Here is a 1,301-nt window from a genome sequence, read left to right as displayed (position 1 = left end):
TCGAAGGCGTTCAGTGCGGTCTTCCAGCGCATGGTCCAGCGGGCCTGGCCCTTGCCCGTGGGGTCGAGGGACATGATCGCCATGTAGACGCACTTCAGGGCGGCCTGCTCGTTGGGGAAGTGGCCGCGGGCCTTGACCGCCCGCCGGATGCGGGCGTTCACCGACTCGATTGCGTTGGTGGTGCAGACGATGCGGCGGATCTCGGTATCGAACCGCAGGAAGGGGGTGAACTCCTCCCAGGCGTTCTCCCACAGCTTCGCAATCGCCGGATACTTCCGGCCCCAGACGTCGGCGAACTCGGCGAACCGCTCCAGGGCCGCCTCCTCGGTCGCCGCGGTGTAGACGGGCTTGAGGAGCTTGGCGATCTTGTCCCAGTCCTGGCGGGCGGCATAGCGGAAGGAGTTCCGCAGCAGGTGCACGACGCAGGTCTGCACGATGGTCCGCGGCCAGACAGTCTCCACTGCCTCGGGCAGGCCCTTGAGCCCGTCGCAGACCAGCATGAGCACGTCGCTGACGCCGCGGTTCTTGATCTCGGTGAGGATGTGCAGCCAGTGTTTGGCGCCCTCGCCGCCGTCGCCCGCCCACAGCCCGAGGATCTCGCGCCGGCCCTCGGTGGTGACGGCCAGGGCCACGTAGATGGGCCGGTTGGCGACCGCACCATCGCGGATCTTCACGTGGATGGCGTCGATGAAGACGACCGGATAAACCGGGTCGAGGGGCCGGCTCTGCCACTCGGCCATGCCCTCCAGCACCTTGTCGGTGATAGTGGAGATGGTCTGGCGGGAGACCTCGGCGCCATAGACCTCAGCAAGGTGGGCCTGGACCTCGCCGGTGGTCAGGCCCTTCGCGGCCAGCGAGAAGACCATCTCGTCGACCCCGGTCAGGCGCTTCTGCCGCTTCTTGACGATCTTCGGTTCGAAGGAGCCGTCGCGGTCGCGGGGCACGGTTATCTCCACCGGGCCGACGTCGGTCAGCACGGTCTTGGAGCGTGTGCCGTTGCGTGAGTTGCCGCCGTTCTTGCCCGCGGGATCGTGCTTGTCATAGCCGAGGTGATCGGTGATCTCGCCTTCCAGGGCGGACTCCAGCAGGCGCTTGGTCAGCTGTTGCAGCAGCCCGCCCTCGCCCGTCAGATGCAGGCCCTCGGCCTGGGCCCGGCCCACCAGCTCGTCGATCAACTGGTCGTCCACGGCCTTCGCCGGCACCCTCTTCGAGGGTTCAACGGCCTCGGGCTCAGCCACGTTCTCACTGGTCATCGATGCATCCTCCATGATCGGGAGTTACACCGAACGATTTACAGTCCC

1 protein-coding gene is annotated in these 1,301 nt (G+C 66.7%); it reads right to left on the bottom strand.

What is annotated here, in order from left to right; translation table 11 throughout:
• On the bottom strand, positions 1–1,253 hold a 1,253-nt coding region (locus tag ACZ6IM_RS42630; RefSeq protein WP_469564643.1), incomplete at its 3' end, for an IS256 family transposase.
• Between the last annotated feature and the right edge of the window lie 48 nt (positions 1,254–1,301).

Source organism: Streptomyces sp. NPDC042336 (genome assembly GCF_055581985.1).
The sequence above is the reverse complement of the archived record's forward strand: the minus strand, read 5'-3'. Positions and strand labels throughout refer to the sequence as shown.